Annotated in this window: 17 protein-coding genes; 3 read left to right on the forward strand and 14 right to left on the reverse strand. The window is 58.4% G+C overall.

Going from position 1 to position 25,054, the window contains the following annotated elements; translation table 11 throughout:
* The first annotated feature begins 309 nt into the window (after positions 1-309).
* Together CKW15_RS26495 and CKW15_RS26500 are read left to right on the forward strand one after the other, a co-directional pair.
* Entirely contained in the window at positions 310-1,320 is a 1,011-nt protein-coding gene (locus tag CKW15_RS26495) for an extracellular solute-binding protein (protein ID WP_095152964.1), read from the forward strand.
* Positions 1,320-2,876, forward strand: a complete 1,557-nt coding sequence (locus tag CKW15_RS26500; protein WP_095152965.1) for an iron ABC transporter permease — start codon at positions 1,320-1,322, stop codon at positions 2,874-2,876. The genes CKW15_RS26495 and CKW15_RS26500 overlap by 1 nt, the downstream gene beginning before the upstream one ends.
* A 31-nt stretch (positions 2,877-2,907) precedes the next feature.
* Here the strand turns inward: CKW15_RS26500 and CKW15_RS26505 are convergent, their stop codons facing one another.
* The 12 genes from CKW15_RS26505 to CKW15_RS26560 all read right to left on the reverse strand — a co-directional run bounded on the left by CKW15_RS26505 (position 2,908) and on the right by CKW15_RS26560 (position 17,910).
* Entirely contained in the window at positions 2,908-4,842 is a 1,935-nt protein-coding gene (locus tag CKW15_RS26505; RefSeq protein WP_095152966.1) for a methyl-accepting chemotaxis protein, read from the reverse strand.
* A 149-nt stretch (positions 4,843-4,991) separates the two neighbouring features.
* Positions 4,992-6,281 carry an adenylosuccinate synthase gene (locus CKW15_RS26510; RefSeq protein WP_095056364.1) on the reverse strand — a complete coding sequence of 430 codons (1,290 nt, stop codon included), beginning with the start codon at positions 6,279-6,281 and terminating at the stop codon, positions 4,992-4,994.
* Positions 6,282-6,335: 54 nt separating this feature from the next.
* Positions 6,336-7,523: an ATP phosphoribosyltransferase regulatory subunit gene (locus tag CKW15_RS26515; protein WP_095056365.1), complete on the reverse strand. Its 1,188-nt coding sequence runs from the start codon at positions 7,521-7,523 to the stop codon at positions 6,336-6,338.
* Between the two features lie 311 nt (positions 7,524-7,834).
* A complete protein-coding gene (hflC, locus tag CKW15_RS26520; RefSeq protein ID WP_095056366.1) occupies positions 7,835-8,704 on the reverse strand; it encodes a protease modulator HflC in 870 nt (289 codons plus the stop codon).
* Positions 8,704-9,879 (reverse strand): FtsH protease activity modulator HflK, encoded by a 1,176-nt coding sequence (hflK, locus tag CKW15_RS26525; RefSeq protein ID WP_053153689.1) that lies wholly within the window; start codon positions 9,877-9,879, stop codon positions 8,704-8,706. The genes hflC and hflK overlap by 1 nt, the downstream gene beginning before the upstream one ends.
* Before the next feature lie 96 nt (positions 9,880-9,975).
* On the reverse strand, positions 9,976-11,277 hold the full coding sequence (hflX, locus tag CKW15_RS26530) for a ribosome rescue GTPase HflX (protein WP_095056368.1): 1,302 nt from the start codon (positions 11,275-11,277) through the stop codon (positions 9,976-9,978).
* 12 nt (positions 11,278-11,289) lie between these two features.
* A complete protein-coding gene (hfq, locus tag CKW15_RS26535) occupies positions 11,290-11,550 on the reverse strand; it encodes an RNA chaperone Hfq (protein WP_007902656.1) in 261 nt (86 codons plus the stop codon).
* Between the two features lie 93 nt (positions 11,551-11,643).
* Positions 11,644-12,615, reverse strand: coding sequence for a tRNA (adenosine(37)-N6)-dimethylallyltransferase MiaA (gene miaA, locus CKW15_RS26540; RefSeq protein ID WP_095056369.1), 972 nt, complete (start codon positions 12,613-12,615; stop codon positions 11,644-11,646).
* On the reverse strand, positions 12,615-14,525 hold the full coding sequence (mutL, locus tag CKW15_RS26545) for a DNA mismatch repair endonuclease MutL (RefSeq protein ID WP_095152967.1): 1,911 nt from the start codon (positions 14,523-14,525) through the stop codon (positions 12,615-12,617). Before mutL ends, miaA begins: the two co-directional genes overlap by 1 nt.
* Complete coding sequence (locus CKW15_RS26550) at positions 14,522-15,904, reverse strand: N-acetylmuramoyl-L-alanine amidase (RefSeq protein ID WP_371856323.1); 1,383 nt, start codon at positions 15,902-15,904, stop codon at positions 14,522-14,524. The genes mutL and CKW15_RS26550 overlap by 4 nt, the downstream gene beginning before the upstream one ends.
* A gap of 48 nt (positions 15,905-15,952) precedes the next feature.
* The gene (gene tsaE, locus CKW15_RS26555) at positions 15,953-16,423 is read right to left on the reverse strand and encodes a tRNA (adenosine(37)-N6)-threonylcarbamoyltransferase complex ATPase subunit type 1 TsaE (RefSeq protein WP_095056372.1); all 471 of its coding nucleotides are present in this window, start codon (positions 16,421-16,423) and stop codon (positions 15,953-15,955) included.
* Positions 16,411-17,910: an NAD(P)H-hydrate dehydratase gene (locus tag CKW15_RS26560; protein ID WP_095152968.1), complete on the reverse strand. Its 1,500-nt coding sequence runs from the start codon at positions 17,908-17,910 to the stop codon at positions 16,411-16,413. The genes tsaE and CKW15_RS26560 overlap by 13 nt, the downstream gene beginning before the upstream one ends.
* Positions 17,911-17,973: 63 nt before the next feature.
* Between CKW15_RS26560 and queG the strand changes: the two genes are divergently transcribed.
* Positions 17,974-19,044 (forward strand): tRNA epoxyqueuosine(34) reductase QueG, encoded by a 1,071-nt coding sequence (gene queG, locus CKW15_RS26565; RefSeq protein ID WP_095056512.1) that lies wholly within the window; start codon positions 17,974-17,976, stop codon positions 19,042-19,044.
* A 33-nt stretch (positions 19,045-19,077) separates the two neighbouring features.
* Here queG and CKW15_RS26570 read toward each other — a convergent pair whose 3' ends face one another.
* Both CKW15_RS26570 and CKW15_RS26575 read right to left on the reverse strand, forming a co-directional pair.
* Complete coding sequence (locus tag CKW15_RS26570) at positions 19,078-23,934, reverse strand: RHS repeat-associated core domain-containing protein (protein WP_095152969.1); 4,857 nt, start codon at positions 23,932-23,934, stop codon at positions 19,078-19,080.
* A gap of 60 nt (positions 23,935-23,994) precedes the next feature.
* Positions 23,995-24,972 (reverse strand): hypothetical protein, encoded by a 978-nt coding sequence (locus CKW15_RS26575; RefSeq protein WP_095152970.1) that lies wholly within the window; start codon positions 24,970-24,972, stop codon positions 23,995-23,997.
* Positions 24,973-25,054 lie beyond the last annotated feature (82 nt).

Below are 25,054 nucleotides of genomic sequence, written 5' to 3' on the forward strand. Positions count from 1 at the left end.
GTGAGCTCAACCAATGTTGGCCAGAAGCCAAAGATGGCTTCCTCGAATAGGCCTTATACATAGATGCAACCGGGTAGCAGTGTTTAAAAAGCAGGTAGACAGTGGGGGCGAGTCCATACATAGGAGCGAGCCTGCTCGCGATAATTTTCCAAACGACACAATTCTCCAGTCAGTTCGCGTCATCGCTCACACCCATCGCGAGCAGGCTCGCTCCCACAGGAATTACTCAACCTGTAAAGCTCATTTGAGAAACAATATCGTTTATCATTGTTACAAGTTTTTGCAATGTGACAGTGAGGAACCCTGCGAATGATGTTTCGAAATACCCTGCGCCGCGGCCTGATCACCACCCTCCTCGGCCTGGCACTCGCCACTCCCTTCACCCAAGCCGCCGACCCGGTTGCCCTGACGCTCTACAACGGTCAGCACAAAGAAGTCGGCGACGCAGTCGCCAAAGCTTTCGAAGCCAAAACCGGCATTCACGTCAATGTCCGCAAAGGCAGCAGCAATCAACTCGCCAGCCAGGTTGTCGAAGAGGGCGACCGCTCCCCCGCCGACGTGATCCACACCGAAGAATCGCCACCACTGAATAAACTCGGCGAGCAAGGCTTGCTGGCCAAGACCGATGACGCCACCCTGGCGGTTCTGCCCAAAGAATACGTAGCCGGCAACGGTACCTGGATTGGCGTCACCGCCCGGGTTCGCGTCGTGGCGTTCAACCCCAAATTGATCGATGAAAAAGACCTGCCAAAATCGCTGATGGAGTTCTCCGATCCAAAATGGCAAGGCAAGGTCGGCTTCGTACCCACCAGCGGCGCCTTCCAGGAACAAGCCGTGGCAATCATCAAAGTGCACGGCATGGATGCAGCCGAAGAATGGCTGACCGGCCTGCGCGCTTTCGGCAAGACTTACAGCAACAACATGGTCGCGCTCAAAGCCGTGGAAAATGGCGAAGTGGCCACTGTACTGGTGAACAACTACTACTGGTTTGCCCTGCAACGGGAAAAAGGCCAGCTCGATTCGAAACTGCATTACTTCACCGGCGGCGACGTCGGCGGGTTGATCACCGTGTCCAGCGCTGCCGTCCTGAAATCCAGCAAACACCCAAAAGAAGCCCAGCAATTGCTCGCCTACATGGCCAGTGAAGAAGGCCAGCGCGTAATCACCCAGACCACCGCCGAATATCCTTTGCACAAAGGCATGGAGTCGGATCGTGGGCTCAAGCCGTTCAGCGAACTGGAAGCACCGAAAGTCACCCCCGCCGATCTCGGCAATGCTGAAGAGGCGCTGGATCTGGAACGCGACGTTGGCCTGAATTGATGGGCGCTTCACTTTCTACGCACACGGGATATGCACCGCGCCGCAAGCGGCCTTCTATCTGGCTGATGTTGCCCGTACTGCTGCTGGTTGCGCTTAGCTTGCTGCCTCTGCTGTATGTCGGCCTTAAGGCTTGGCAAGCCGGCTGGGCAGAAGCGCTGCACTTGCTGTGGCGACCTTATGTCTTCGGCTTGTTGCGCAACACCCTCGCCTTGATGATCGGTGTCACCGTTACTTGCGGGGTAATCGGTTTGTCGCTGGCCTGGCTACTGGAGCGCAGCAATCTGCCGGGCCGACGATTGTGGGGCGTGATTCTCTGCCTGCCGTTCGCCGTGCCGGCTTTTGTCAGCAGCTTCACCTTGGTTTCACTGAGCGCACATTTCGAGGGACTCGGCGGGGCCATCCTGGTGATGAGCCTGTCCAAATACCCGCTGATTTTCCTGCCGGTGGCGGCCACCCTGCGCAACCTCGACCCAGCTCTCGAAGAGTCCGCGCGTACGCTGGGGCAGAATCGTTGGGGCGTATTCTTCAAGGTTACTCTGCCCCTGCTCTGGCCTTCGTTACTCGCCGGTTCACTGCTGATTGCGCTGCACATGCTGGTGGAGTTTGGCGCGCTGTCGATCATCGGCCTGCAAACTTTCACCACGGCGATCTATCAACAGTTCGAGCTGGAATTCAGCAACGCCAACGCAGCCATGTTGTCAGCGGTCCTGCTGGCGCTGTGCCTGATGTTGTTGTGGCTGGAGCTGCGCGTTCGCGGCAAGGGTCGGCATGTACGTACTGGCCAGGGCGCGGCGCGACAGGCGGAGCAGGTTCAATTGGGGCCGTGGGTGGTCGCCGGACAACTTTACTGCCTGTTTTTGGCAATCATCGGCAGCGGGATTCCGCTGGGCATGCTGGCTTACTGGTTGGCTGTGGGTTCATCGGCGGCGTTTCCGGTGGCAGCAATCAGCGAAGCATTGCTTTCATCCCTCGCGCTGTCTCTGGGCGGCGCTGCGTTGTGCCTGGTGCTGGCGGTGCCAGTGGGATTGTTGGTGGTGCGCTACAAAGGCCAACTGGCAATCTGGGCCGAACGCCTGCCCTACCTGCTGCATGCGCTGCCGGGACTGGTGATCGCACTGACCCTGGTGTATTTCGCCCTGCATTATGTGCCGGCGCTGTACCAGACTTCGGCGCTGCTGCTGATCGCTTATGCGTTGCTGTTTCTGCCGCTGGCGCAGGCGCCGATTCGCACCGCCCTGACCAAGGCCGCGCCGCAACTGGAAGAAGCCGCGCGAACGCTGGGCGCTTCGTCGTTCAGCGCTTTTTGCCGGGTGACGCTGCCGATCATTTTTCCGGCGCTGGGGGCGGCGTTCGCGCTGGTGTTTCTGGATGCAATGAAGGAGCTGACGGCGACGCTGCTGTTGAGTCCGACAGGGCTGAATACACTGGCAACGGAAGTGTGGGCGCATACCGCAAATGTGGAGTTTGCGGCGGCGGCGCCTTATGCGGCGTTGTTGATTGTGGTGTCAGGGTTGCCGGTTTATTTGCTGACAACCCGGATGTATTTGAGTCGCTAGCAAAAGATCGCAGCCTGCGATCTTTGATCTTTTAAGCCCTGAACTGCCCCAGACTGGCTTTAAGTTGCGCCGCCAAGCCATCGAGCACCTTGCCGCTGACCGTGGTTTCCACCACTGCCTGAGCGGCCTTCTCGGCCTGCGCATGAATGGTCTGGACCCGACCGCGCACCGCTTGCGCGCCTTTCGCCTGGTGCTCAGCAGCCTGAGTCGCCAGACCAATTGCCGCGTGAACCTGCTCGACCGACGCCTGCACCGACTGCTGCAACCGCGCACTGTCACGCAATACCAGCAACCCTTCGCTAGCCTGGCGCCCAGCCTGACCAATCGCTGCTACCGCTTCCCGCGCACCTTGCTGCAACGCCACGATGTGCGCCTGAATATCACCCGTAGAGCTTTGGGTCTTGCTTGCCAACGCCCGCACCTCATCCGCCACCACGGCAAATCCGCGCCCGGTCTCACCCGCGCGCGCCGCTTCGATGGCCGCGTTCAACGCCAGCAGATTGGTCTGCTCGGCGATGCCGTGGATCACCGTCAGCACCACTTCGATTTGCTCACTTTGTTGCGCCAGACGCTCGATGACTTGCGCCCCGGTACCGACCTGACCCGCCAGCGCTTCGATCAGACCGCCGACTTTCGCCGCAGTCCGAGTGTTTTCATCGGTGGCCTGGCGGATTTCGACAACCTGCTTCAACGCCGCCTGCATCGCGTGGCTTTCAGATTGGGCCTCATCAGCCATTTGCGACAACGCGCGCAGACTTTCAGCGACTTCATCGCGCTGCATGCCCGCCGCCGCATCGGCTCCGGCATTGCGCAAGGTCATGGCACCGATTTCCACACCGGTGCGCTGGGCCACATCACCCGCCTCGCGCACGATCGGCTGCAACTTATCCACAAAGCGATTGACTGCCGATGCCATGTCGCCGATTTCATCTTTGCTGCTGATCTGCACACGCTTGGTGAGATCACCCTCGCCCGCCGCCAGATCATCCATGGCCACAATCAGCATTTTCAGGCGATTGACCACTCGACGACCGAGCACTACTGCCAGCAACAACAGCACGCCACAGCCGACCAGCGCCAGGCTCAAACCAATGCGCCAACGCAAGGTGGCCGCAGCCTCCTGCACGGTACTGGTGGTATTGACCTTCATTTCAGATGCCGTGGCCTGAGCCGATTGCAGTCGCGCGCCCATGGCCGCCGCACTGTCAGCTGCCGCGCCTTTCAGGCTGTCGCCCACGAGCTGGTCGCTGCTGGCAATCAACGCGGAAAAACGCTTGTCCAGCGCCGCCAGATCGGTTTCCACCGAGGCGGTCGAGACACCCATCAAGACCTTGCCGATTTCCACGCCGTTAGGATTGATCGAGGCCTCGATATAGAAAACCGACGGGTCGTTTTTCGCCGCATCCAGCACCTTGTCCAACGCACGCTCGCCCTGGCCTTTTTCCAAAAGGGCCTTGTTGATCGGGTTTTCCCGGTTGAGGTAGCGCGTCAGATGCTGGCCAGTGGCGTCGTCGTAGACCACGAACAGCACGTTCGGATTGCGCTGGGCACGTCTAGCGAATTCGGACAGGGTCGGAACGTCGTTGTCCCACATGGCGCGAGGCGCGACAGAGGCCAACAGCTGCGCCATGTCGTTGGCGGAGTCCTTCAGGTCTTTTTCCAGCGTTGCGCGCAACTGCGCCTGCTCGTCCTTCAGTCGCGCGGACAAGCCGGCCGTCAGGCGTTGACGCGTACTGGTGGAGAGGCTGTCGAGGCTCGACGTAACTTCGCGCCCCGCCTGCTCAAGCTCCCCGGAAAGTTTTTGGCTATCGGCGCCCAGGCGCATGCCCAGATCGGCTTCAAGCGCCGTCACCGTGCTCCGGGTCAGCGCAACAGCGACCAGCACCTGCACCAAAAGGGCGATACCAAGGGTAACGAACACGGGCCGCAACAAACGGCTCTGTAACAATGAGAGAACGGCCGACACTTGATATCCCTCTGCTTAAACGCCATTAAATTAATGGCACGCCAAAAGTGACGTTTAGGCAAAGCTAACAGCAAAGGTCATGCCGCCCGACAGGCATAAACGACAAAGGCCCCGATTAAGGGGCCTTTGTGTTTTACATCAACAGCTTATCAAGCGAACGGATGGCGCAGAACGATGGTTTCGTTGCGGTCCGGGCCCGTCGAAATAATGTCGATCGGCGCGCCGATCAACTCTTCGACGCGCTTGATGTAAGCTCGGGCATTAGCCGGCAGCTCTTCCAGGGTCTTGGCACCCACGGTCGACTCGGTCCAGCCCGGCACTTCTTCGTACACAGGCAGCAGGCCCACGTAGCTGTCAGCGTCAGTCGGGGCAACCGCGTTGCCTTCTGCATCTTTGTAGCCGACGCAGATGTTGATGGTTTCCAGACCGTCGAGCACGTCCAGCTTGGTCAGGCAGATGCCCGAGATGCTGTTCACATCGATAGCGCGACGCAGGATGACGGCGTCGAACCAGCCACAACGACGAGCACGGCCGGTCGTCGCGCCGAACTCGTGACCTTGTTTGGCCAGGTGCGCACCGACTTCGTCGAACAGCTCAGTCGGGAATGGACCCGAACCTACACGCGTGGTGTAGGCCTTGGTGATGCCCAGGATGTAGTCCAGGAACATCGGGCCAACACCCGAACCGGTAGCAACGCCGCCAGCGGTGGTGTTAGAGCTGGTCACGTACGGGTAGGTGCCGTGGTCGATATCCAGCAACGAACCTTGAGCGCCTTCGAACATGATGTCTTTGCCAGCGCGACGCAGGTCGTGCAGCTCGGCAGTCACGTCCAGCATCAGCGGCTTGAGCAGCTCAGCGTATTCTTTGCATTCGGCCAGGGTCTTGTCGAATTCGATGGCCGGCTCTTTGTAGTAACCCACCAGCATGAAGTTGTGGTAATCCACCAGTTCACGCAGCTTGTCTTCAAAGCGCGGCATGTTGAGCAGGTCGCCCACACGCAGGCCACGACGTGCAACCTTGTCTTCGTAGGCCGGGCCGATGCCGCGACCGGTAGTACCGATCTTCAGCTCGCCACGGGCCTTTTCACGGGCCTGGTCCAGCGCAACGTGGAAGGACAGAATCAGCGGGCAGGACGGGCTGATGCGCAGACGCTCGCGCACCGGCACACCTTTTTCTTCCAGCTTGATGATCTCGCGCAGCAGGGCGTCAGGTGCAACCACCACGCCGTTGCCGATCAGGCACTGCACGCCTTCGCGCAGCACGCCCGACGGGATCAGGTGCAAGACGGTTTTTTCGCCGTCGATCACCAGCGTGTGGCCAGCGTTGTGGCCACCCTGGTAGCGCACTACGGCGGCAGCATGTTCGGTCAGCAGATCAACGATCTTGCCTTTGCCCTCATCACCCCATTGGGTGCCCAGGACTACGACATTCTTACCCATAACACTTGTCCTCATTCGCGCAAACTTGGTGCCGGCGGCAGCCGGCAGGAAAACTCAAGAAGCCAGTGGCGATACTTGCCAAAGCCCGTTCTGCTGGATCAATTGCCGGTCGCAGTCCGCTTCACGGGCGGCGGCCAATGGTTGCCCAGGCAATGCCTGAACGACACGCTGACCCTCACTGCGCAACTGGCAAACCTGCTGCCAGAGTGCCGCATCCGTACTGTCAGGCATCCAGATACCGCCAGACGGTAGCTCGATCTCAGCACGCCCCAGGGTCACCAGGGTTTTCAAATCGGTGGAGAAGCCGGTAGCCGGACGAGCGCGACCGAAGTCGGCGCCGATGTCGTCGTAACGACCGCCCTGGGCAATGGACTGGCCAACACCCGGTACAAACACCGCGAACACGACGCCGGTGTGGTAGTGATAGCCGCGCAACTCGCCCAGGTCGAAGTACAGCGGCAATTGCGGGAAACGCACGGACAAACGCTCGGCAATTGCCAGCAAGTCATCCAGCGCAGCCAATACCGGAGCCGGCGCCTTGGCCAGACGCTCGCGGGCAGCGCTCAGCACTTCACGACCGCCACACAGGTCGACCAGCGCACGCAGCATGCCCGACAGATCGGCAGGCAAACCTTCGGTCAAGGTAATGACCTCGTCGATGGCCTTGCGTTGCAGCGCATCGAACAACTGCTGCTCGACCTCACCGGACAAACCGGCGGCACGGGCCAGGCCACGGTAGATACCAACATGACCGAGGTCCATGTGCACATCCGGCACATCGGCCAGTTGCAGCATGGCCAGCATCAGGCTGATGACTTCTACGTCGCTGCTCGGACTCGCGTCGCCGTACAACTCGGCACCCAGTTGAATCGGGCTGCGCGAGGACGACAAGGCGCGAGGCTGAGCGTGCAGAACACTACCGGCATAGCACAGACGGCTTGGGCCTTCGCGACGCAAGGTGTGCGCGTCGATGCGCGCCACTTGCGGCGTGATGTCAGCACGGAAACCCATCTGCCGGCCCGATTGCGGGTCGATGACCTTGAAGGTGCGCAGATCCAGATCCTGGCCCGCGCCGGTCAGCAGGGATTCCAGGTACTCGATATGGGGAGTCACGACAAACTCGTAACCCCAGCTCTGGAACAGATCCAACACCTGACGACGCGCAACTTCAATGCGCGCAGCTTCCGGTGGCAGTACTTCTTCGATGCCATCTGGCAGAAGCCAGCGGTCTACCGTTGCCATTACGCCTTCCCCTATCTCCGGGCGACCAGCCTGTCGGCGAGCCTTGAGTGAAGCAGAAAATGATCAGCTTGCGCACAAACCACGCGCATGAGCGACGGAGCGAAAAGCCCTCTAACCGGCTTCGCCAATCACTTTCCTCGAAAAACTGTCGGGCCATTCAGCCCGTCGCCTGCTCAAAAAACCGCAATCAAACATGCAGACGCAAAAAAGCCGGGAATTTCCCGGCTGCCGCATCATACACACGTTTTCCCAAAGGATCACCCCGCCAGAGGTTTTAGCCGCCCGGCGGGATAATTCAGGCTAACGCCGTGTCAAGGCTTGGCTTTTTCCAGGTAGTGGAAGAAGTCACTGCTTGGGTCGAGGACCAGGACGTCGGATTTGCTTGCAAAGCTTTCACGGTAAGCACGCAGGCTACGGTAGAACGCGTAGAACTCCTGGTCCTGACCGTACGCCTTGGAGTAAATCGCTGCGGCCTGGGCATCACCGTCACCGCGAACCTCTTCAGATTCACGATAGGCTTCAGCCAGCAGAACGCGGCGCTGACGATCGGCGTCGGCACGGATGCCTTCGGACAGCTCGTTACCCTTGGCGCGGTGCTCACGAGCTTCACGCTCACGCTCGGTGCTCATACGCTCGAACACGCTGCGGTTCACTTCCTTCGGCAGGTCGATGGTCTTGACCCGGACATCGACAACTTCGATACCCAGTTCTTTTTCAGCCATCTTGTTCAGCGAAGCCGTGATATCCGCCATCAGCGCATCACGCTCACCGGACACCACTTCGTGCAAGGTGCGCTTACCGAACTGGTCACGCAGGCCCGATTCCAGACGACGGGACAAACGCTCGTCGGCAATCTGCTTGAGGCCGGAAGTTGCGGTGTAGAAACGCTCTGCGTCCTTCACACGCCACTTGGCGTAGGCATCGACCATCACGGCTTTCTTTTCCAGCGTCAGGAAGCGCTGCGTCGGTGCATCCAGCGTCATCAGGCGTGCGTCGAATTTACGCACCTGGTTAACGTAAGGCACTTTCACATGCAGGCCCGGCTGAACATCGGCCTGAACCACGCGACCAAACTGCAGCAACACCGCGCGCTCGGTCTGAGCCACGATGTAGAAGCAGTTCCAGGCAGCGATCGCCACGACGACGCCGACAATAAGGGCGATCAGCGATTTATTGCTCATCAGCGACTCTCCCTGGTACGTGCTTGCTGTTGCTGCAGATCAGCTGCGGCACGCGCATTCGCTTCATTGCTGGTGGCTGCCGCACTGTTCACCGGAGTGCTGGTGCTGCGGCCACTTTCGACCATTTTGTCCAGCGGCAGGTACAACAGGTTGCTCTGGCCATTTTTGTTGCCGGTCACGAGCACCTTGCTGGTGTTGCTGAAGACTTCCTGCATGGTGTCCAGGTACAGACGCTGGCGGGTGACTTCAGGTGCCTTGCGGTACTCGGCGACCAGTTTGGTGAAGCGATCAGCCTCACCCTTGGCACGCGAGACGGTTTCGTCACGGTAGCCGTTGGCGTCTTCGAGAATACGCTGAGCCTGACCACGAGCTTCCGGCACGACGCCGTTGGCATAGGTTTCAGCCTGGTTACGCGAACGCTGCTCGTCTTCACGGGCACGGATCACGTCATCGAAGGCTTCCTGGACTTCACGCGGTGCCGCTGCGCTCTGAACGTTGACCTGGGTAACGGTGATGCCGGTGCGATAGGTATCCATGAAGCGTTGCAGACGCTCCTTGATCTCGCTGGCCATCAATTCACGACCTTCGGTCAGCACCTGGTCCATTGCGGTGGAACCCACCACGTGGCGCAAGGCACTGTCGGTCGCGTGCTGCAGGCTGATTTCCGGCTGATCGACGCTCAGCACGAAGTCCTGCAGGTTGCTGATCTTGTACTGCACGGTCAGCGGCACTTCGACGATGTTCTCGTCTTCAGTCAGCATCTGGCCCTGCTTGGTGTACGCACGCTCACGCGTAACGTTTTCCATGTACTTCTTGTCGATCGGCGGGAAGTAGATATTCAGGCCGGGACCGACGGTTTCGTAGTACTTGCCGAAGCGCAGCACCACGGCTTGCTCCTGCTCGTCGACGACATAGACTGCGCTGTACAGCCATACGGCCGCCAGGACGACCAGGCCGATGCCGAGCAGGCCGCCAAAGCCGCCACTCTTGCCCGAACCACCGCCGTCGTCACCGCCACGTTTCTTACCACCACCGAACAACCCGTTCAGGCTTTCCTGCAGCTTTCGGAAGGCCTCGTCGAGATCCGGTGGTCCCTTGCGGTCGCCGTTATTACGACGTTTGCCACCCCAAGGGTCCTGATTATTCGAGTTGCCACCCGGCTCATTCCAAGCCATAGCGCTCTCCATCTGATAAAGCAAAGACGCACCCACGGCGCGCCGACCAATGCTACAGAATGCCTGTCACCACGGCACAACCGCTTTCTCAGGCTTTTATTGCAAAGTGTGTTGCTCGATGAATTCCATCGGCTGCAATCCTTCGCGGCTTACCAGTCGATTCAACTCGACCCGGGGCAAACGAACGGCCAGCAAACTGATGCCTTCTTCGTCGTGCTCTTCTTTCTGCACCGCACCGAGTTCGAAAAACTGCGCACGCAGTCGAGCGAATCGTTGCGGCAAGCGCAGGGTACCGATAAACAAATCACTGCCAAGTAACTCGGCAATGGCTTGCTCAAGCAATTCCAGCCCCGAGCCATCACGCGCCGACAACCAGACCCGCTGGGGCTTGCCGTTTTCGTCGCGCTGGATTTGTGGCTCAACGCCTTCAAGCAAATCGAGTTTGTTATAGACCTCGAGGATCGGCAAGTCCTGGGCACCAATCTCGCCCAGCACCACCATCACCTGCTCGATCTGCAACATGCGATCCGGTTCGGCCGCATCGATCACGTGCAACAACAGGTCGGAGTTGCTCGACTCTTCGAGGGTAGACCGAAATGCCTCAACCAGCTTGTGGGGCAAGTGACGAATGAAGCCCACAGTGTCCGCCAGGACAATCGGCCCCAGGTCGTCCAGTTCCAGACGACGCAAGGTCGGGTCCAGCGTGGCAAACAACTGATCAGCCGCGTACACGTCGGACTTCGTCACGTTGTTGAAGAGCGTGGATTTACCGGCGTTGGTGTACCCCACCAGGGATACGGTAGGAATATCCGCACGCGAGCGACCGCGTCGCGACTGCTCGCGCTGGCTGCGTACCTTTTCCAGTCGGCCCTTGATCTGGCGCAGGCGAACCCGCAGCAAACGGCGGTCGGTTTCCAGCTGGGTTTCACCCGGGCCACGCATGCCGATGCCGCCGCCCTGACGCTCAAGGTGAGTCCAGCCGCGAACCAGCCGGGTGCTCATGTGGTCAAGCTGGGCCAGTTCGACCTGGAGCTTGCCTTCATGGGTACGGGCGCGCTGGGCGAAAATATCGAGAATCAGACCGGTACGGTCGATCACGCGACACTCGAAAACACGTTCGAGGTTACGTTCCTGACTGGGCGTGAGGATGTGATTGAAGATCACCAGATCGGCTTCTTCGGCCTTGACCAGGTCGCGCAGCTCCTCGACCTTGCCGCTGCCGATCAGGAATTTGGCGGTTGGCCGATGACGCGGCACGTTAAAAAACGCAACGGTCTCGGCGCCGGCCGAATTAGCCAACTCCTGAAACTCCTGCGGATCTTCGCGCGCCTCAGGGTCCTGTCCATCCAAGTGAACGAGGATGACTCGTTCACCACCACCGTGGCGCTCAAAGAACAAAGGAGACTCCTATCAGGCGTTACCTGGCTCAGCGTCACCTGCTTCGGATTCGGTTGCGCTAGGCAGACGAATTGGACGAACCGGCACCACTGTAGAGATAGCGTGTTTGTAAACCATTTGGCTGACGGTGTTTTTCAGCAGGATTACGAACTGGTCGAAAGACTCGATCGTGCCTTGCAGTTTGATACCGTTGACCAGGTAGATAGACACCCCAACTTTCTCTTTACGTAAAGTATTCAAGTAAGGGTCTTGTAGCGAATGCCCTTTTGACATGTGCCGCACTCCTTTAAGGATTCAATATAAAAAATAGGTAATCAGATGGCTTTAGCCGTCACACCCCCAAGGATAGACGGCAATTGCAAGGACTCACTTCAATATGGAGATGGTCCCAAGGTATTTCAAGGCGCGCGGCAGATTGTCGCAATCCAGGCTGTCCAGCCAGTGTAAATCAGCCCAACTGCGCAGCCAGGTGAACTGGCGTTTCGCCAACTGGCGCGTGGCAATGATTCCACGCTCCTGCATCTCGGCTGACGTCAGCTTGCCATCCAGGTAGTCCCAGACTTGTCGGTAACCTACCGCACGTATAGACGGCAACCCGGCATGCAGGTCACTTCTCTTACGCAGGGCTACGACCTCGTCAATGAATCCCTGTTCCAACATTAAAGTGAATCTTTGTTTAATTCGCTCGTGAAGTACCTGCCGATTTGCCGGAGCAATGGCCAAGTTCGCGACAGTATAGGGCAATTGTTGCCGCCCCGAAGCCGCTGCTTCAGTACTTTGCGTAGATTGTTTCAAACGCAGCTCAGTCATGCTTTGACCGCTGACACGATAAACTTCCAGCGCTCGACTCAGACGCTGTGGATCGTTCGGGTGAATACGCGCCGCGGAAACCGGATCGATCAACGCCAACTGGTCGTGCAAGGCTTGCCAGCCAAGGCGCGCAGCCTCTTCTTCGATTTGCGCGCGGACCTCTGGATCGGCTGCGGGCATTTCTGCCAGGCCTTCGACCAGAGCCTTGTAGTAGAGCATCGTGCCGCCTACAAGCAGCGGAATTTTTCCCCGTGCGGTGATCTCGGCCATGGCTTCGAGGGCGTCGCGGCGAAAATCCGCAGCCGAATAGCTCTCGGCCGGGTCGAGAATATCGATCAAACGATGGGGATACTGCGCCAACAGATCTTTGGACGGTTTGGCCGTGCCGATGTCCATGCCTCGGTAAACCAATGCCGAATCGACACTGATCAGCTCGCAAGGCAGGACCTTGGTCAGTTCGATTGCCAGGTCAGTCTTGCCGGCGGCGGTCGGGCCCATCAGGAAAATCGCAGGTGGGAGCTGGCTCATCAACGACCGCGCAAGAACAGTTTGTCCAGATCGTCCAGGCCCAATTGGGTCCAGGTCGGTCGGCCATGGTTGCATTGACCGCTGCGCTCGGTGTTTTCCATGTCACGCAGCAGACCGTTCATTTCCGGCAAGGCCAGGCGTCGATTCGCCCGAACCGCGCCGTGGCAGGCCATGGTCCCGAGCAATTCGTTGATGTGCGCCTGAATGCGATCGCTGGTGCCGTACTCCATCAGGTCAGCCAACACATCAGCGACCAGTCGGTTGGCTTCAGCCTGCTTGAGCAGCGCCGGGATCTGCCGGATCGCCAGGGTTTCCGGCCCCAGTCGTTGTAATTCAAAGCCCAGGCGCTGGAACCAGGCGACGTGTTCCTCGGCGCAGTCGGCTTCGCGCTGACTGACCGCCAGGGACTCCGGCACCAACAGCGGCTGGCCGCTCAGGCCTTCGCTCGCCATGGCAACCTTGAGGCGTTCGTACATGATGCGCTCGTGGGCGGCATGCATGTCCACCAACACCAGGCCCTGGGCATTTTCCGAAAGAATGTAGATACCCTTGAGTTGTGCCAGCGCATAACCCAGCGGCGGGATGTCGTCTTGCCCTGCCGGCAGCGCGACCGCGTTGGCTTCTGGCAACGGCGCAAAAAACTCGCGATACGCCGCCTGCGCTTCAGCCGCCGGAACAGCCGACTGCTGACGCGGGGTGTATTGGTATTGATAACCGGCACCCGCACCGGTACCGGCCGGGGCATTGAACGACGGCTGAGCCTGAGGCTGCTCCAGCAGCGCATTGGCTGCCAGACGCATTTCGCCCTGAGGACCGAACTCGCCCGCATCAAGCCCGGTGGGCCGGACAATCGCCGTTGCCACCGGAGCTGCCAGATGATCGTCCGGCCGCACATCGCCCAAGGCACGGTGCAAGGTGCCGTAAAGGAAATCGTGAACCATGCGCCCCTCACGGAACCGCACTTCGTGCTTGGTCGGGTGCACGTTGACGTCGACGCCTGTCGGATCGACCTCGAAAAACAGCACAAAGGTCGGATGCCGACCATTGAACAGTACGTCGCGATAAGCCTGGCGTACCGCGTGGGCCACCAGTTTGTCGCGCACGGCACGGCCGTTGACGAAGAAATACTGCAAATCCGCCTGGCTGCGGTTGAACGTCGGCAAACCGACCCAGCCCCACAGGTGCAAGCCGTTGCGCTCGATTTCAATCGGCAGCGCCTGCTCCAGGAAACCCGGGCCACAGATTGCCGCCACACGCCGGGCACGGGCCGCATCATCATGGGCCTCATGCAGGCTGAGGATAGTCTTGCCGTTGTGGCGTAGATGGAACGCCACATCGAAACGCGCCAAGGCCAGACGCCTGATCACTTCTTGCAGGTGATCGAATTCGGTTTTTTCGGTCTTGAGAAACTTGCGCCGAGCCGGGGTGTTGAAGAACAGGTCGCGCACTTCCACCGAGGTACCCACCGGATGGGCCGCGGGCTGCACACGCGGCGCCATGTCACGGCCCTCGGTTTCCACCTGCCAGGCCTGATCGGCGTCGCGGGTGCGGGAGGTCAGGGTCAGGCGCGCAACGGAGCTGATCGACGCCAATGCCTCTCCCCGGAAGCCCAGGCTCATGACTTGCTCAAGGTCTTCCAGGTTGCGAATCTTGCTGGTGGCGTGACGCGCCAAGGCCAGTGGCAGGTCGTCGGCGGAAATGCCGCTGCCGTCGTCGCGAACCCGCAGCAGCTTGACGCCGCCCTGCTCCACATCGACGTCGATGCGTCTGGCGCCGGAGTCAAGGCTGTTTTCCAACAGTTCCTTGATCACCGAAGCCGGGCGCTCAACCACCTCACCCGCGGCAATCTGGTTCGCCAGGCGCGGGCTGAGCAGCTCGATGCGAGCGCTGTTGTTCACCACCTCATTCATTCTTTGGCCGCCAGTTCGGTGCCTGGAATGGTCAAGTGTTGACCCACCTTGAGTTCATCACCCGATAGTTTGTTGGCGCTGCGCAAGATGGCCGGCGAAACCTGGTAACGCACGGCAATCATCGCCAATGTCTCGCCCGGGTTTACCCGATGGTCACGAGGACCCTGGGCGATTTTGCCGGAATCACGCAGCCAGGCAATGTAAGTGCCCGGTGGCGGGTTCTGCTGGAAGAACTGGCGCACGCCGCTGCTGATGGAACGCGCCAGCGCCTGCTGGTGACCCGACGCTGCGAGCTTGGACGCTTCGTTGGCGTTGGAGATAAACCCGGTTTCCACGAGAATCGACGGAATATCCGGCGATTTCAGTACCATGAACCCGGCTTGCTCAACGCGTTGTTTGTGCAATGGCGTGACGCGGCCAATGTTGCTCAAGACTTTCTGGCCGACGTTCAGGCTGGACGTCAGGGACGCCGTCATCGACAAATCGAGCAATACGCCTGCGAGCATGCGGTCTTTGTCATCGAGGCTGACGTTGCCGGCACCACCGATCAAGTCGGAACGGTTTTCACTGTCGGCCAGCCAACGGGCAGTTTCCGAAGTCGCGCCACGATCCGACAAAGCGAACACCGAGGCACCGAACGCGGCAGCCGAAGGTGCAGCGTCAGCGTGGATCGAGACGAACAGGTCGGCGCCCTTCTTGCGGGCGATTTCGGTTCGGCCACGCAATGGAATGAAGTAGTCACCGGTACGGGTCAGTTCGGCGCGGAAGCCTTTCATGCCGTTGACCTGACGCTGCGTTTCGCGAGCAATCTGCAACACCACGTCTTTTTCGCGCTGACCGCGAGAGCCGGAAGCACCCGGGTCTTCACCGCCATGACCGGCATCGATCACCACAACGATGTCGCGCTTGCCTGCCGGGGCCGGCGGCAACTTGATTTCAGGTTTTGTCGGCGTGACCGGTACAGCCGGCACCGTGGCGACCGACGGCGTCGGCGCTGGAGGCGGTGCGGCATCGGCCGGATTATCGAACAAGTCGACCACCAGTCGGTTGCCGTACTGGGCATTTGGAGCCAGGGAGAAGCTTTTCGGCGTGACCGCTTTTTTCAGGTCGATGACCACACGCAAATCCGTCGGCGTGCGTTGGGCCGAGCGCATGGCGGTGATCGGGGTGTTCGAGGTGTTGACGTTCAGCGGCGCGCCGAGGGTCGCACCATTGATGTCGATGACCAGGCGGTCCGGGGCCGTCAGGGTAAAGACGCTGTGCTGCACCGGGCCGGTCAGGTCAAACACCAGTCGTGTGTTGTCCGGCGCCCGCCACAGGCGAACGCTGTTGACCTTCGAATCGGCCACAGCGTCGACGGTCACCGCCAAAAACAACATTCCTACGGCAGCCACCAACGCGCGAAAGCGCATACCTAACCCCATCATCTAATTGGATTCCAATGCCAAAGCGGCACACCAGATCTCGCCACGCGAGCCCTGGGATAAAATTTTCAGCGAACGTCCGCTGTCTTGCGGGCTAATGGTAATGGTCAGGTCGGGCTTTGGCAAAAAGCCTGCACCCTTATCGGGCCACTCGATCAGGCACAAGGCATCATCCTCGAAGTAGTCGCGGATGCCGAGATATTCCAGCTCTTCCGGATCGACCAGTCGATACAGATCAAAATGGAAGGCGCGAATGTCGCCGATCTCGTAGGGCTCCACCAAGGTAAACGTCGGACTTTTTACCGCCCCGACATGCCCCAGCCCGCGAATAATGCCCCGGGACAGCGTGGTTTTCCCCATCCCCAGGTTGCCCTCGAGGAAGATCAGGCCGTGGCCTTCGGTGATACGGGCAATACGCGCGCCAAAGTCGCTCATGGCCTGCTCATCGGCCAGGTACAGGGTTACTTCAGACACGGTGCTTGCTCCTCCAACAACTGACGAATGGCTGGAATCAGATCACTGGCCGCCAGCCCACGGCCCGATTTACCTTGTTGCTCACCGGCATTGGCGTGCAGCCAGACCGCCAGACAGGCCGCGTCGAACGCTTCCATGCCTTGGGCCAACAGTGCGCCGACCAGCCCGGCCAGCACATCGCCCAAACCCGCAGTGGCCATGGCCGGGTGGCCTTGATGACACAGCGCCAGCCGCCCGTCGGGATGGGCGATCAGGCTGCCGGCACCCTTCAAAATCACGACCGCTGTATATTTTTTGCTCAGCGCATGGGCCGCCGCCGGGCGATTGGCTTGCACTTCGGCCGTGCTGGTCCCGAGCAACCGCGCGGCTTCACCCGGATGCGGGGTGATCACGCAATCCTTGGGCAGACTGACACGCTCCGCAGCCAACAGATTCAACGCATCGGCGTCCCAGACTTGCGGTAGCGGGGCGTGGGCGGCCGCCGACAGCAGACTGCGCCCCCAGGCAGCTTGCCCCAGGCCAGGCCCGGCGACCAATACGGAAACTTTTTGAAGCAATCCCATCAACTGATTCGCCGACGAAGTGCCCAGCACCATCGTTTCGGGAATCCTGGTCAACACAGCCGAGACGTGTTCACTACGGGTCGCCACCGACACCATACCGGCACCGCTGCGCAGCGCACTTTGCGCACTCAGCAAAATCGCGCCACCGAAACCACGATCACCGCCAATCAGCAACACATGGCCGAACGTGCCTTTGTGGGCCGTCGGCGCCCGGGAAGGCAGGCGCGGCAGGTTGCCGGCCGACAGGCGCCGGGCACTGCTCGGCGTTCCCAGCAGTAGCTGAGGGTCGGCGTGCAAGTCATTGAATACCAGCTCACCCACGACATCCGCGGCATCGCCAGTGAGCACCCCCAATTTCAAACCGATGAACGTGACCGTCAGATCGGCCCGCACTGCGCAACCGAGAATGCGGCCCGTATCGGCGCACAGCCCGGAAGGAATATCCACCGCTGCCACCGGCAGTTCGCTGGCATTGATCGAGGCAATGGCGCAAGCGTACGGATCGCGCACATCGCCAGTCAGGCCAGTGCCAAGCAGTGCATCCAGCACGATGCCACGCAATTCGGACTGCGCCGCCCAGGACTCAATGGACACCTTTTCGGACACTGCCTCGGCATGGGCCAACGCTGCATCGCCTTGCAAGCGCTGTGGATCGCCGACCGCCAGCACCCGGACTGACCACCCGGCCCGCTGAGCCAGCACCGCCACCAGATAGCCGTCCCCGGCATTGTTGCCGTGACCGGTCAGCACGCTCAGTTCGCTCGCTGTCGGCCACTGGCGCACCAGCGCCCGCCACATCGCCCGAGCCGCACGCTGCATCAATTCGAAGCCCGGAGTACCAGCCGCGATCAGGCTCGCATCGAGCGCTCGCACCTGCGCAGCGCTGTACAGCGCGTCGGGTAATTCATCTTTAGTGTGCGGCATGCGTCTATGGGCTCCGATGTCTGGCAGAATTATACGCACCTCAGCTCCGGTTTCTCTCGCCTCATGCCCGCAATTACCCCAGACCTGCCCGCCCTCGCCCAATCCATCAAGGATTGGGGCCGTGAGCTGGGTTTCCAGCAAGTCGGCATCAGCGGCCTCGACCTGGCCGAGCATGAGCAGCACCTGGAGCGCTGGCTCGCCGCTGGCTACCACGGCGAAATGGACTATATGGGCGCCCACGGCAGCAAACGCTCGCACCCCGAAGAACTGGTGCCCGGCACGTTGCGCGTGGTTTCGCTGCGCATGGACTACCTGGCTGGCGACACCCAAATGGCGAAAGTGCTGGCTCAACCGGAAAAGGCCTACGTCTCGCGTTATGCCCTGGGCCGCGACTATCACAAGCTAATCCGTAAGCGCGTGCAACAATTGGCAGAAAAAATTCAGGCGCAGATCGGTCCGTTTGGCTACCGCGCCTTCGTTGACAGTGCGCCGGTGCTGGAAAAAGCCATCGCCGAACAGGCGGGCCTCGGCTGGATCGGTAAAAACACCCTGGTCTTGAACCGCAAGGCCGGCAGCTATTTTTTCCTCGCCGAACTGTTCGTCGACTTACCGCTGCCGGTGGACCCACCCCACACCACCGAACACTGCGGTCGCTGCAGCGCGTGCCTCGACATCTGCCCGACCAACGCCTTCGTCGGCCCTTACGTGCTCGACGCCCGGCGTTGCATTTCCTACCTGACCATCGAATTGAAAGGTGCCATTCCCGAAGATCTGCGGCCGCTGATCGGTAACCGGGTGTTTGGTTGCGATGACTGCCAGATCGTCTGCCCGTGGAACCGTTTCGCCCGACCGACCGATGAAAGCGATTTCAAGCCACGGCACAACCTGGACAACGCGCAGTTGGCGGATCTGTTCATGTGGGATGAAGAGAAGTTCCTGAGCAGCACCGAAGGTTCGCCGCTGCGCCGGACGGGTTATGAAAACTGGTTGCGCAACCTGGCGGTGGGCTTGGGAAATGCGCCTTCAACGATTCCGGTGCTGGAAGCGCTGAAGGCCCGACGGGACTCTCCGTCGCAGGTGGTTAGAGAGCATGTGGAGTGGGCGCTGAAGCAGCATGCATTGCGTGAAGTTTAGCGCCTGTTGCTCGTCACCCTGCCAGTCCGACTTTTACCATTGAGGATCGTGCCCTCCTATCTGCTTTATGACCACTCTCATTTCAGTTCTGTATTCCAGAAAAAAAACGCGATCGAATCCACCCAGGCGTGCATGGACATGAGCGGGCTCGGAAATCAGCGTCGGGACTTCCTTGGCCTTTTTCGCGGCACTCACGGCAGCCTGGTTTTGCGCCTTGATGTCACTGACAATCCGGTTGTAACCGCTGTAACCCGGATACGGGTCGTAACTGTTGCCCAAATGAGCTCTTGACGACTCATGGGGACTCATACCGCTCTCTATCCCACTTTTGAAATCAGCAAATTTGCCACGGGCAACATTTCCGGGTTTTCCGTTCGGCGTTAAATCGCTTCCACCAATCTCATCAATCAGTGTCCACCTCTCAGGCCGAGCCGCTTGTGCAGAGGTGGACGGTGCTTGCGAACCCCGACCTGCGCCCTTTGCACTTTTTGCTGAACTTCGTCCACCGCCAGCAAGGGCCCCAGGTCGATAGCCGAATTGAGAAACTCTGGCAGGGGGAGAAGTGAGTAACTTACTCCCCCACTGGGTGAATGCCTTACTGGCCGCGAGCCCACCTGAGGTGAAAGCGCCCAGCCCGGTCCAGACACTGACCCAGCCCAACACTTCTCCCACGACGGAGGATGGCATCACCTCCGTTGCAACCATGCCGGCGATCCCGGTCAAAGCAGAAACCGTACCCAGTCCAATCCCGAGAATGGCAAGTGGTGTCGCGGCGCCGAAAGTGGCAAAGCTGGCTACTACCCCCACGATAGACAGAGCAATACCCAGAATGCTCTGCCAGGAAAAGTGACCTGTGGGATCGATACGATTGATCGGATCACTCAGGCAATATGCGTAGGGATTCAACCCCCCGGCACCGAAGGGACTCAAGCTGTCCGGACTATGAAAGCGCATCAAGGCTGGACTGTAAGCGCGATATCCATTTCCCAATAGATACAAACCTGTCAGCGGATCAAACGGTTCAGCGTTAAACCCCGACAAACTGGACATTCCATCTGTGGCCTGACTGTGGCCGTAAGGGCTGTAGGCAATAGCATTGCGCTTGTCTCCAATGACTTCGCCCAACACCGTTTGCTGCTGATCAATGACCGACAACCTGACGCTGGCGTTTTGGCCCGATTGAGCGTGCCCCAACAAAACGCCTGCCTCGCACAAGCGAGTGGTCGTCTCACTGCCGCACACGTCATGCGCGACCTGCCCGGCACGATAGTAACGCTGCGTAGCCAACTTCTCTGGCGATGACAAATTGACCAACTGGTCCAGCGCGTCATAACCAAAGCCACGCAAAACGGCGCCTTGCGTAGCGGCAACCTGCTTCAACCTCCCCAGCGAATCGTAAGTCAACGTACGGGCTTGCTCATCCCGGACAAGTTGACCGTTGGCGTCATACTGCAGAGTGACCGTGGCCGGATAGTCTTCATGGCTATGTGCGATCTCGACCAACTGGGTCGGATCGATGGGGCTGTACGTGTATGTAGCCAAGTTTGTGGAACCCGGAAATTCTGTTTCCAGCGTCAGAACATTGTCCAGCTCATCGAATACGAAGGTTTGCCTGATGATCTCGTTGCCCTGAAAATCTCGCGCTTTTTGCGTTCCTTCGCATCGATACTCCTTGAGCCGGCCACGCACGTCGTAGCTGAACAGCTCATCACGAAGCACCTTATCGCCAGCTTTCAAGGTCCGCTGTGCCAGCTTGTTGGCCAGGGTATAGCGTGACGTCAACGTTTCCAGATCCGCACTACCTGAATCAAAACTACGCGACACTTCACGCCCCAGGTCGTCATAGAGCAAACGAGTAACCAACGAATGACCCTTGGCGCGATCGTGGGTATGGATAGCCTCCAACTGGCCCAGGGAGTTGTAGTCAAAATCCGCCTCTACCTGGTTTTGCATCAACGACTTGGGACGTCCCTGGTCGTCATAAGTCGTCTTGTGCTCATTGCCGAGCACATCGGTGTACAGCAAAGGCCGCCCGGCCAACGAGTGCGTGTACGTTGCAGTCCGCGTTTCATCTCCCAGCGTCGATGTTTCACGCTGAAGCTTGCCCGAGCGGCTGTACTCGAAGCGAGACTCAGACCCTTGCTCACTGCAACTGATCAGCGCACCCAGCCGGGAATCATAGGAGTAATCAGCACGCAGCCCCGTGCCTTTCAGTGGCGAGGATTGCGGGCCTAATATCTGACGCCGGACGACTTTACCGCCAAGGTTTGGCTCATAGCTGTACTCAACGCGCTCCCCGTCAGGCTTGACTTCAATGGAGGGGCGTTTTGCGCTCGCCTCGTACTGCAGGGCTGTCTGCCGCCCACCTGCCTCACTTCGAGTCAAGCGTGAAAGGCCGTCGAATGTTTGCTTACCCAAAGGGCGAGTCCCAACTTTGACCTCAATGGGCAATGGCAAATGACTGTGAGCCGCGTATTGGGTCTCGACAGAGGCGCCGTCGGGTAACACGCTGCGTTTCAAGCGACTGAAAACGTCATAGGAATAAGTGGTTGTGTTTCCGACAGGATCGGTCTGGCTGACAGTACGGCCCAAGCCGTCATAGACGTTTACTGTCTTGCCCAGGCTTTGCCCCTTGCGATCAAACACTTCGACGCTGACCGGGTGTGCGAAATCATTGCTGAGCGTTACAGTCTTGCCGCCACCTTCGGTCCAGCGCGATTCCTTCCGGGAGACTGGATCGAAGTGAACATGTTGCCGCCGTCCCTTCTCGCTAACCGTCGTCAACAACTGCCCCCAGTCATCAAAGATAAAACTTTGCTTAAGGGGTAAGGCGACACCTTCCAGCCAATCGGTACGAGTTTCTTCCACAAGCTGACCGATCGAATCGTATCGCGCCGAATAAACAGCTCGTAGTGGACCATCCGCTGAAGCATCGCTGTCCTGCTCCTCGACTTTCACCACCCGCCCGATGCCGTCATAGGTCACTCGCTGCTGGACGCCATTAGCATCAGTATTGAGCAGGGTCGTGGGCGACTTCGACGTCGCAACCGTGTAGCTCGAATGACGTTTGGCCTCGAATTTGGTCCCCGGCGCGACGGTTTCAGTCAATGGCCGCCCAATAGCGTCATAATCGAAATCGGTGCTGACACCCTCTTCGTCCTTGGCCGACAACAGTGCCCCGCTCAAGGTCGAATACGCTCGTAATTCCGCCGTTTGAATGCCATCGAACCCAGAGACTGTGGTTTGTACACTCCGGGTTTCATCTTGGAGTGAGTAGGAAAATTCGCAATGGGTTTCAAGTGTCTGGCAGGTACGCGTCTGCTTCTTCAACTGACCGTGCAGATGAGGCTTGTCAGGTAGTTCGAAGTACTGCAGATCCGACTGCAGGCATAACGTTTCGCCATCCGTTGTGCGCTCATAAAACTGCTCTTTCACAGGCAGGACATGCTTCACCTTGCTACCGACAACACCGTCCAGCAGCTTGTACCCATATCGGGTTACGGTTATCGGAGCCGCCGCAAGTTCCTTGGCCGGATAAACCGTCCGCTGTTTTTCGAACCGGACAAAACCCAGGGGATCGGCAGGGCAGTCATCGGTTTTCGATACAGGAAAAAACTCACTGACGGTAGTCACACCGCTAGGGTCGACCTGTCGGAGCAAATTGCCGTATTCATCAAACTCCGTGCGAGTAATTTCGTCCCGATGTGTGCCGGTACTGTGGTTTTTATAGCGACGGGTTTGAACCAACGGCAAACGAAACTGCGGCGGTTGATCGGTGATGTGCTTGCCGGGCGATAGATGATATTGAGTCATTAGCGAGTAAGTGGCCTGCCCGCACCGAGTTTCTTCGCAGAGCAGCAGGTGATACTTGTTGTAGGTCCGAACCGTACTGCGGTGAACTTCTGAACCGCGCATCAGATTCACGGTAGAGGTGTAGCAGTAGTCATCCGGCGCGGCACTCAGATTGTCCAGTTCCTCCGACCATCCCATTGCGCCATTGAACCCCAGAAAGTTCTGCTGGGAAAACTCATACTCCGTAACAATGGCTGGCTGGTCACCACCTGGGAACAACGTGTGAGCAGTCACATGAGGTAAGGTTGAGAAAGGCGACGCCGACGGAAAAGCGTGCCCATCTGCAACATATTGAATCGACTCGCTTGAGCCCATTGCCGAGTCGACTTGAGTCAGGCAAACCAGCCCCCCGTTGTTTTCGTAGGTAAAATGCCATTCATCCCCTGTAGGCAAGCTGATACTGCTTACCCGACCATTCGCGAGGGTCAATATGAATTTGGCTTCGCACGTCGTATCCGGGAATTTCGTGAAGATGACCTGCGCATCGTCGTAAGTAACGTTCAGCAAAGACCGCTCGGCATCCTTGACCTCAGTCAACCTGGGATTCCCCTGGTGCAGGGTGTAATCAAGCGTGATGCTTGTACCATTGGCTGCCAGAATTCGTGTGGGTACCGCATAGTCACTGGACTGGAATGTCTCAAGTTCCTCTCGTAAACCACTTTTGTGACTCAGTTGATAGTGACCTGGAGCGGAACTGAACACTTTAAAGTTTTCCACATGTTGTTCGGGAAATTTGAGCCCCCCGCTGACCGGTATCACTTTGTAGATGTCGCCGCTCGATAACGACAAGGATTGCTGCAGCAAATCATAACGAGTCAAAGGCAACGCCCAACCGGCACCCAACCCGGAGTCGACGGTATTGAGGGGGTTGAATTGCAGATTAAAATCCAACGACGGCCCGTTCAGTGCCACTGAGTTGATTCCGCCTATAGACAATTTGAACGTGTACTGTCCGGTCCGAGGGTCCACACCACCACTCAGAAATTCTTCAAAATTACAGGCACTGGAATATATCGACACAACTGCCTCCTTGGGCATGCCACTCTCCTTGACTTTAAGTTCTAATTAGATACCCGCTCTTACAGCACACTGAAAGCCCTAAGCCTTCTCAAGAATAAAACCACCTGGAAAAACAGACTCATTAAAGCGCAAACACAAATCGTGCCCTGTGCCGTAAATATCGAACGCCGTAAAGTAAAACACTCCGCGCCTGTTAGTCGTATCCGCAGAAAACTCCAGAGCCACCCCTTGAATAATGGATAACGCGCCGTTTCGATCATTGACCCTGACAGGAAAAAATCGCGATTTATTCGAGCCCCGCTCCTGTGGAAGCATCACGACAACTTCTTGTTCTTCAACACCTGCAAAAATACAGACTGACCGCCACCAATAGTCGTTATCTGGATAATTGCCATGGGCATCAAATACCGTGTGATTTCCAGAAACGCCCCCCTGCGCAGCCGCCACCTTCTCAGCCCAATTCACTAGCTTAATCTGCCGCTCTGCAACATATAAGCTCAAATAGAAATGTGTGAGCACACGTTCATGAGCGAGCTTGTTTTCAACAGCGTCCAGGCGAAATTTGGAGCGCTCATAAATCACCGGATTTTCTGCCTCCAGCGTTACGCTGCTGTCAAACTTAGCGCCGAGAGTCGTATTATTTGAGCGTATCGACTTGTCATTGAACGTTACCACTGCGCCTATCTGGGCATCTGTCGCCACTGAACTGCTAACCCACAGTTCCTTGATGTGGGTATAGGGATTGACCGAGACTTCTTCCTTCCAATCCGCCGAAACGCCATAAAATGCCTGTGCATACTCGTTCGGCCGTTCACTTGCTACCCAACCGTCCGCTAGTAATTTTCCTGTTTTATAGTCGATCAACCTCAACGAGTGATAGATAGACGGCGTTAAAATGGCAAGATTCCCCCCTCCGTCTACCGCTGCAAGAATCACCCGCACTCGAACCTGCATTTTTCCGTTGGCATATATTTTTTTTGACGTGAGAGCGGCCCCTCCGTCAAATTGAACTTTAAAAACCGACAACCGCGCAGGTTTTCCACTTTCCACAGACATAATATTGACTCTTTTAGATTATTTTTGATCAGTGCTTTTGATCGATCAATTCCAGGTTCATGACAGACCCACCAATTGAAGA

This window comes from Pseudomonas sp. Irchel s3b5, from assembly GCF_900187435.1.
GTDB lineage: Bacteria > Pseudomonadota > Gammaproteobacteria > Pseudomonadales > Pseudomonadaceae > Aquipseudomonas.

What these genes read in the sequence shown, in the direction of transcription:
- CKW15_RS26575 (WP_095152970.1), bottom strand. Translation starts at nt 24,972, where the DNA reads ATGTCTGTGGAAAGTGGAAAACCTGCGCGGTTGTCGGTTTTTAAAGTT.
- CKW15_RS26560 (WP_095152968.1), bottom strand. Translation starts at nt 17,910, where the DNA reads ATGCCGCACACTAAAGATGAATTACCCGACGCGCTGTACAGCGCTGCG.
- hflC (WP_095056366.1), bottom strand. Translation starts at nt 8,704, where the DNA reads ATGAGCAATAAATCGCTGATCGCCCTTATTGTCGGCGTCGTCGTGGCG.
- mutL (WP_095152967.1), bottom strand. Translation starts at nt 14,525, where the DNA reads ATGAATGAGGTGGTGAACAACAGCGCTCGCATCGAGCTGCTCAGCCCG.
- CKW15_RS26495 (WP_095152964.1), top strand. Translation starts at nt 310, where the DNA reads ATGATGTTTCGAAATACCCTGCGCCGCGGCCTGATCACCACCCTCCTC.
- hflK (WP_053153689.1), bottom strand. Translation starts at nt 9,879, where the DNA reads ATGGCTTGGAATGAGCCGGGTGGCAACTCGAATAATCAGGACCCTTGG.
- CKW15_RS26500 (WP_095152965.1), top strand. Translation starts at nt 1,320, where the DNA reads ATGGGCGCTTCACTTTCTACGCACACGGGATATGCACCGCGCCGCAAG.
- hfq (WP_007902656.1), bottom strand. Translation starts at nt 11,550, where the DNA reads ATGTCAAAAGGGCATTCGCTACAAGACCCTTACTTGAATACTTTACGT.
- CKW15_RS26570 (WP_095152969.1), bottom strand. Translation starts at nt 23,934, where the DNA reads ATGCCCAAGGAGGCAGTTGTGTCGATATATTCCAGTGCCTGTAATTTT.
- CKW15_RS26550 (WP_371856323.1), bottom strand. Translation starts at nt 15,904, where the DNA reads ATGTTGTTTTTGGCGGTGACCGTCGACGCTGTGGCCGATTCGAAGGTC.
- queG (WP_095056512.1), top strand. Translation starts at nt 17,974, where the DNA reads ATGCCCGCAATTACCCCAGACCTGCCCGCCCTCGCCCAATCCATCAAG.
- miaA (WP_095056369.1), bottom strand. Translation starts at nt 12,615, where the DNA reads ATGAGCCAGCTCCCACCTGCGATTTTCCTGATGGGCCCGACCGCCGCC.
- CKW15_RS26515 (WP_095056365.1), bottom strand. Translation starts at nt 7,523, where the DNA reads ATGGCAACGGTAGACCGCTGGCTTCTGCCAGATGGCATCGAAGAAGTA.
- CKW15_RS26510 (WP_095056364.1), bottom strand. Translation starts at nt 6,281, where the DNA reads ATGGGTAAGAATGTCGTAGTCCTGGGCACCCAATGGGGTGATGAGGGC.